The organism is Rubeoparvulum massiliense, assembly GCF_001049895.1.
In the GTDB taxonomy this organism is placed as follows: Bacteria; Bacillota; Bacilli; order Rubeoparvulales; family Rubeoparvulaceae; genus Rubeoparvulum; species Rubeoparvulum massiliense.
In genome coordinates, this window is the sequence record NZ_CVPE01000001.1 from 1 (window position 1) to 6,237 (window position 6,237).

The following is a 6,237-nucleotide window of genomic DNA, read 5'->3' on the forward strand; positions in this document are numbered from 1 at the left end:
GAAATGATATATTGCTCACAGAGCATAAAAACCTGTTGGTAATGCTCTGTAGTTTTTATCGGCGTTGCAACAGGATGTTGCGATTGTAGCCGATGTTCTTGTGTTGCCGTTTATCGCGGCGACAAAAACTATATTAACACAGATGTGCTTTCGATTGCAATACTAAATTTAAAAAATAAAGTTTCCAAAGACTCCAAGGTGTGGAGTCTAGAGCAAGAGTAAGCGTAAAGTGATTAATAAGAGTAGTCCTGGAAGGCGAAGCAAAGTAAGCAATAAAACAGTAATAATGTTGATACCGATAGAAAAGTTAAAAGTGTCTCCTATAGCATTGACCAAAAATAATGTAAGTATAGAGAAAGTGAGATAATTTAGGTATCGACTCATTTGTCTCCAATCAATACTCGAAATAGTACTCACCCTCCCACTGAAAACTTGATTTAGAAATATACATGATATGCAGCATCACTCAGGAAATTCTTTTCCCATGCTGAGAATTTAATCGTTTGAAGTAGCGAATTATTTCGCAATACTCTTCTTCTGCAACTTGGTAACGCTCCCATAGTTCATCGTTCTCAGGTCCTTCTTGCTCAATCTGATACAGCAAGGTTTTCCATTCGTTTTGGAGTAATTGATATTGAAAAAGAATCCTTCGTTCAAATAGCTGCTGACGCCTTTTTTCTGTCCACGGTAACCATCGCATCATCCAAGCCATCCCCTCATCCCATGATTGTCTTTTTATATCGTATGCGGTTGATACGCCTTTATGTTTACACTTTTCGGATATTGAGATAGAAAAATCCTTAAGTAAATAGAATGCTGGAAAGCACATTACTTTGGTGCTCACAAGAAATATACAAGGCACCTTCTGAACCACATCCAATATAATAATCTAAAAATATTTATTGTGTGGTGAGAAAATTGTATGAATCCTCGAAAGGTATGTTATTCCATACGGTTCAACCCTATGACTCTACATGGTTACTAGCTAGCAGGTACCATACTACAGTTAAAGCGATCAGTACACTTAATCCAGGAATCGATCTTAATCATCTTCGTATGCTGTGGGAGCAACATATTGCTTGGACTAGGATGACCATCATAAGTATTATCGCTGGATTACCAGATGTAGATTTTGTGACTAAACGACTCCTTAGAAATCCACTAGATTTTAAAAAAGCACTAAAGCCTTACTATGATGAAAAAAAATGCTCCACAGACACCTTGACTTGACCAAATCTGAAGCAGTTAAAATACTTAAAAAGAATTATGAGGCTGATATCGCTACCTACGATGAAATTGAGAAGCAAGCTCTAGAAATGGCTGATGTATTAGCAGAAGGTATCGTCAGCCAATTTCCAAACAAGTTTTCATGATAACAGCGATGAAAATAAGAAAGAACTCTACCGTATGTAGAGTTCTTTTCTGTGTTGTTATAGTTCTCTTCGGCCTTCCAATGCTTTGCTTAATGTTACCTCATCCGCATATTCTAGGTCCCCACCTACTGGTAACCCATGAGCAATCCGTGTAACGCTAAGTGAGAATGGCTTAACCAACCGATGAATATACATGGCGGTAGCTTCTCCTTCAATTGTGGGGTTCGTCGCCATAATTAACTCCTTGACCTCAGGCGCCTCTAGACGTTTTAGTAATTCAGGAATACGGATATCCTCGGGGCCAAGTCCATCCATTGGTGATATTGCACCATGCAAGACATGATATAAGCCATGGTATTCCCTTGTTTTTTCCATTGCCACCACGTCTTTCGGATCCTGAACTACACAAATTGTAGTTTGATCACGTTTTGGGTCACTGCAGATATGGCATGGATCTACATCTGTAATATTGCAGCATATGGAACAGTAATGAAGATTACGTTTTACATTGACTAATGATTTCGCGATCTCTAAAACATCGTCTTCTCTCATATTTAGAACAAAAAAGGCTAATCTAGTGGCTGTTTTAGGCCCAATGCCAGGCAATTTCATAAAACCATCAATTAGATTTGATATATCCTTGGGATAGAACATGGATTAAAACAGTCCTGGAATATTAAAGTTTCCGGCATATTTTCCGAGATCATTTTGTGCTAATTCATCTGCCTGTTTCATTGCCTCATTGAATGCAGCCAAGATTAAATCCTGTAGCATCTCAACATCCTCTGGATCCACTGCTTCGGGAGCAATTTCTATAGATTGGATCTCCTTATGGCCATTCATAACAATCTTAACCATTCCGCCACCAGCTGAGGCCTCAACCGTCTTATTCTTTAACTCCTCTTGCGCCTTTTCCATCTGTGCTTGCATTTTTTTTACTTGCTTTAACATCTGATTCATATTTTTCATTTGAAATTCCTCCTAAGGTTTTGTCTGTATAACATCATTTCCAACCATTTTAATGATTTGCTGAAGCAATGGTGATGACGATGCCTCCTGCTTAGCCTCTTTAGTATGGATAGCTTCGTCAGTTGAACTAGGTACATGGTTCTCTTTCGCACGATCCCATTCTTCCTTCATCACGGTGCGAATCTGATAGGGTATACCAAGTACTTCATTGATGGTTTCCTCTATCAAATCCTTATGCTTAGTTTCTGTTGTCACCCGATGAATTTCATTCTTAAAGGCTAACAGGATCTCTTGATCAGTAAGTGCTACGATCTCGCTATTCATTAACCATGCATGCGCTTGAACACGTCTTTCCTTAATGGCAAGCAGGACACGATCCCATTGCTGAATCATCTCTTCGGTTTGTTCTGGCTGATAACGTTGTAGGAAATGTTGAATCAATGATATTGATCGTAAATCTCCACCTGCTGTATGTTGGTGTACCTTAGTTGCTTGCTTCTTTGCTTCACGTACCACAGAAAGTGTACGTTCTTTTGGATTGACTACTTGTTGAGTCATCTGATCAATTCTTTTTTCCAATGCCTCCAGTCGACTAGTCAATTCGGCAATTGCTGACGTTGTATCCTCACTAACATTAATTCCTGATTCCTGATCAACAATTTTAAGATACGCCATTTCCAACAGGATTTGCGGGTGCTGAGTCCACTTCATGCTGTACAATATTGAATTAAGCCCTTCAATAATTCGATGTAATGACGTAGTCTGATATTGCCTTGCTACCTCTGGAAACTTAGAATCTTGTTCAACACGCTCTTTGATTTCCTCTAACCCTGGAGCCATATTATAAATCATCATATCACGATAGTATTGTAACGTATCCTTTAATAGCTGTTCAGCATCTTTTCCTTCATTCATTAATTGATCAATGCGTTCTAGTAAAAGTTTTGCATCTCCTCGCAATGCAGCTTCTGCCATTTCTGAGATGGTTAAAGACGGAATGGCCCCTGTAATTTCAAGGATTTGATCGAGATCAACTTCCTTTTGATGTATAGAAGAAGCTTGATCTAGTAAGCTTAGTGCATCACGCATACCTCCAGCAGCAACCTTTGCAACAAAGGAGAGTGCTGCTGGTGTAATCTTAATCTCTTCCTCTTTACATATTTGACGCATTCGTTTTACCATCTCTTCTTGGCGAATACGATGAAAATCGAAGCGTTGGCACCTAGAAATAATCGTCATCGGAAGCTTATGTGGTTCTGTGGTTGCAAGAATAAAGAGGACATGTGGAGGTGGCTCCTCCAAGGTTTTCAATAGAGCATTAAATGCTTCTGTTGTTAACATATGGACTTCATCAATGATGTAGACTTTTTTTCGTACTTGTGTTGGAGCGTACTTCACCTGTTCACGAATATTCCGAATCTCTTCGATTCCCCGGTTTGATGCAGCATCTATTTCGATTACATCCACGATATTCCCATTTGTAATCCCAACACAGGCTTCACATTCATTACATGGTTCATCCGTTGGCCATGTAGCGCAGTTAACTACCTTTGCCAAGAGTTTAGCTACTGTGGTTTTGCCTGTACCCCTAGGTCCGCTTAACAAATACGCATGGGCAATACGATTTTCTCGACAAGCATTTTGTAATGTATGTACAACATGCTCCTGTCCGAATACATCTGAAAATTTTTGAGGACGCCAAACTCGATATAGAGCCTTATATGCCATGCAAAACACTCCAATTGGGATAGTTGATCCTCATTATTATACTATAGCAATATTCACAACGCCAAATATTCCCCAAAATAAAAAACACATCAAAAATGATGTGTTTAAATTTTATATTGTAATTACCGTGCACCTGCCATCGATATACCACACCCGAGCGTTACCTATGCAGTTAGCTCGAACCAGGCTACCCTACGGCACACGAGAGGGTCCACTTACGGCTGCTTCCTTCCGGACCTGACCGGGTTCATGGGTTCTCGTTGCGTAGGACCCAATTGTCAACACTACTTACACAAGCCAGACCTCGCATAAGATATACCTCAAGCAGGAATTCAACCCCGCTATAGCGGATTGCGGGTACAGGGCACCGCTACCTCCCCGTCTAGCACGGCAAATTTGTGAACATATTTGATTGAATCAATCATAACACAACCCAATCTTCGAACACAAGAAAATTAAGCAGGTAATAAAAAACACTTCATAAAGAGATGAAGTGATGGTGGGCCCAAGTGGACTCGAACCACCGACCTCACGCTTATCAGGCGTGCGCTCTAACCAGCTGAGCTATGGGCCCATAATTTATATGGTCGGGAAGACAGGATTTGAACCTGCGACCCCCTGGTCCCAAACCAGGTGCTCTACCAAACTGAGCCACTTCCCGACCGCAATAAAAATGTGGTGCCGAGGACCGGAATCGAACCGGTACGGTAGTCTCCTACCGCAGGATTTTAAGTCCTGTGCGTCTGCCAGTTCCGCCACCCCGGCATCATATGGAGCGGAAAACGGGACTCGAACCCGCGACCCCAACCTTGGCAAGGTTGTGCTCTACCAGCTGAGCTACTTCCGCATGTCGACTAGAAACTTCATAAACCATGAAATGGTGCGGGTGAAGGGACTTGAACCCCCACGCCGTAAGGCGCTAGACCCTGATTCTAGTGCGTCTGCCAATTCCGCCACACCCGCAGGTGAGACAATGGTGAGCCATACAGGATTTGAACCTGTGACACCCTGATTAAAAGTCAGGTGCTCTACCAACTGAGCTAATGGCTCATAACATAGTGGTGGAGGGAGTAGGATTCGAACCTACGAAGGCAAAGCCAGCGGATTTACAGTCCGCCCCAGTTGGCCACTTTGGTATCCCTCCAAAGTAATGGTGCCGGCGAGAGGAATTGAACCCCCAACCTACTGATTACAAGTCAGTTGCTCTACCAATTGAGCTACACCGGCTTCATTAATTTGTGTTGAAAGTGGTGGTTCGGGACGGAATCGAACCGCCGACACGAGGATTTTCAGTCCTCTGCTCTACCGACTGAGCTACCGAACCAACTCTATTAACTTATTAATCTGTTTTTAAAGAGAAAAATGGCGGAGCTGACGGGACTCGAACCCGCGACCTCCGGTGTGACAGACCGGCGTGAACTCCAGCTTCACCACAGCTCCAAAATGGTGGACGATGACGGGTTCGAACCGCCGACCCTCTGCTTGTAAGGCAGATGCTCTCCCAGCTGAGCTAATCGTCCATATTGGTGACCCGTAGGGGATTCGAACCCCTGTTACCGCCGTGAAAGGGCGGTGTCTTAACCGCTTGACCAACGGGCCTTATTTATTTTTATGGCGGAGGAGGAGGGATTCGAACCCCCGCGCGGTTTGACCCGCCTCTCGGTTTTCAAGACCGACCCCTTCAACCGGACTTGGGTACTCCTCCGTATCTATACCTAGAAACCTTGAAGCGACATAAAACACATTATAGTTTTCGCGAGTTTTTGATTGGTTGCGGGGGTAGGATTTGAACCTACGACCTTCGGGTTATGAGCCCGACGAGCTACCGGACTGCTCCACCCCGCGATGTATAATTGAATTGGTAGCGGCGGAGGGAATCGAACCCACGACCTCACGGGTATGAACCGTACGCTCTAGCCAGCTGAGCTACGCCGCCACAATGGCTCCACCAGTAGGACTCGAACCTACGACCGATCGGTTAACAGCCGATTGCTCTACCAACTGAGCTATGGTGGAATGTAACTGCCTGGCAACGACCTGCTCTCCCAGGACCCTGCGGTCCAAGTACCCTCGGCGTGAGAAGGCTTAACGGTCGTGTTCGGGATGGGAACGCGTGTGACCCTTCTGCAATCATCACCAGACAGCTTATATCAATTCCTTTGTCTCG

The 6,237-nt window shown here is 43.5% G+C and carries 6 protein-coding genes, 16 tRNA genes, 1 rRNA gene and 1 other RNA gene; 1 reads left to right on the forward strand and 23 read right to left on the reverse strand.

The annotated features are described in order from the left end of the window. Positions 1-207: 207 nt before the first annotated feature. Both BN1691_RS14955 and BN1691_RS00005 read right to left on the reverse strand, forming a co-directional pair. Positions 208-384: a pro-sigmaK processing inhibitor BofA family protein gene (locus BN1691_RS14955; RefSeq protein ID WP_082146903.1), complete on the reverse strand. Its 177-nt coding sequence runs from the start codon at positions 382-384 to the stop codon at positions 208-210. Positions 385-466: 82 nt separating this feature from the next. Beyond that, positions 467-703, reverse strand: coding sequence for a hypothetical protein (locus BN1691_RS00005; RefSeq protein WP_048600228.1), 237 nt, complete (start codon positions 701-703; stop codon positions 467-469). Positions 704-1,205: 502 nt separating this feature from the next. On the opposite strand from BN1691_RS00005, the gene BN1691_RS14570 reads away from it, so the two are divergent. Continuing rightward, the gene (locus BN1691_RS14570; RefSeq protein ID WP_231638319.1) at positions 1,206-1,373 is read left to right on the forward strand and encodes a hypothetical protein; all 168 of its coding nucleotides are present in this window, start codon (positions 1,206-1,208) and stop codon (positions 1,371-1,373) included. A 57-nt stretch (positions 1,374-1,430) separates the two neighbouring features. On the opposite strand, the gene recR is transcribed toward BN1691_RS14570, so the two are convergent. From recR to rrf, 21 genes are all read right to left on the reverse strand, one after another. Beyond that, positions 1,431-2,027 (reverse strand): recombination mediator RecR, encoded by a 597-nt coding sequence (recR, locus tag BN1691_RS00010; protein WP_048600229.1) that lies wholly within the window; start codon positions 2,025-2,027, stop codon positions 1,431-1,433. A gap of 3 nt (positions 2,028-2,030) precedes the next feature. Continuing rightward, complete coding sequence (locus tag BN1691_RS00015; RefSeq protein ID WP_048600230.1) at positions 2,031-2,342, reverse strand: YbaB/EbfC family nucleoid-associated protein; 312 nt, start codon at positions 2,340-2,342, stop codon at positions 2,031-2,033. Between the two features lie 12 nt (positions 2,343-2,354). Further along, positions 2,355-4,070 carry a DNA polymerase III subunit gamma/tau gene (dnaX, locus tag BN1691_RS00020; RefSeq protein WP_048600231.1) on the reverse strand — a complete coding sequence of 572 codons (1,716 nt, stop codon included), beginning with the start codon at positions 4,068-4,070 and terminating at the stop codon, positions 2,355-2,357. 125 nt (positions 4,071-4,195) lie between these two features. Next, positions 4,196-4,461, reverse strand: an RNA gene (gene ffs, locus BN1691_RS13965) — signal recognition particle sRNA large type. Positions 4,462-4,567: 106 nt separating this feature from the next. Further along, positions 4,568-4,644: transfer RNA gene (locus BN1691_RS00025), tRNA-Ile, on the reverse strand. 10 nt (positions 4,645-4,654) lie between these two features. Then, positions 4,655-4,731 (reverse strand) — tRNA-Pro (locus BN1691_RS00030). Between the two features lie 15 nt (positions 4,732-4,746). Continuing rightward, positions 4,747-4,835: transfer RNA gene (locus tag BN1691_RS00035), tRNA-Leu, on the reverse strand. 6 nt (positions 4,836-4,841) lie between these two features. After that, positions 4,842-4,917 (reverse strand) — tRNA-Gly (locus BN1691_RS00040). Positions 4,918-4,948: 31 nt separating this feature from the next. Next, positions 4,949-5,033, reverse strand: a tRNA-Leu gene (locus tag BN1691_RS00045). 11 nt (positions 5,034-5,044) lie between these two features. Next, positions 5,045-5,120: transfer RNA gene (locus BN1691_RS00050), tRNA-Lys, on the reverse strand. 9 nt (positions 5,121-5,129) lie between these two features. Next, positions 5,130-5,214, reverse strand: a tRNA-Tyr gene (locus tag BN1691_RS00055). Positions 5,215-5,221: 7 nt separating this feature from the next. Then, positions 5,222-5,297, reverse strand: a tRNA-Thr gene (locus BN1691_RS00060). A 21-nt stretch (positions 5,298-5,318) separates the two neighbouring features. Beyond that, positions 5,319-5,394: transfer RNA gene (locus tag BN1691_RS00065), tRNA-Phe, on the reverse strand. Between the two features lie 39 nt (positions 5,395-5,433). Further along, positions 5,434-5,510, reverse strand: a tRNA-Asp gene (locus BN1691_RS00070). Between the two features lie 4 nt (positions 5,511-5,514). After that, positions 5,515-5,590: transfer RNA gene (locus BN1691_RS00075), tRNA-Val, on the reverse strand. Positions 5,591-5,594: 4 nt separating this feature from the next. Beyond that, positions 5,595-5,669, reverse strand: a tRNA-Glu gene (locus tag BN1691_RS00080). A 13-nt stretch (positions 5,670-5,682) separates the two neighbouring features. Further along, a tRNA-Ser gene (locus BN1691_RS00085) sits at positions 5,683-5,775 on the reverse strand. 63 nt (positions 5,776-5,838) lie between these two features. Then, positions 5,839-5,915, reverse strand: a tRNA-Met gene (locus BN1691_RS00090). Between the two features lie 14 nt (positions 5,916-5,929). After that, positions 5,930-6,006: transfer RNA gene (locus BN1691_RS00095), tRNA-Met, on the reverse strand. 4 nt (positions 6,007-6,010) lie between these two features. Beyond that, positions 6,011-6,086, reverse strand: a tRNA-Asn gene (locus tag BN1691_RS00100). 8 nt (positions 6,087-6,094) lie between these two features. Then, positions 6,095-6,211: ribosomal RNA gene (gene rrf / locus BN1691_RS00105) — 5S ribosomal RNA — on the reverse strand. Positions 6,212-6,237: the final 26 nt, after the last annotated feature.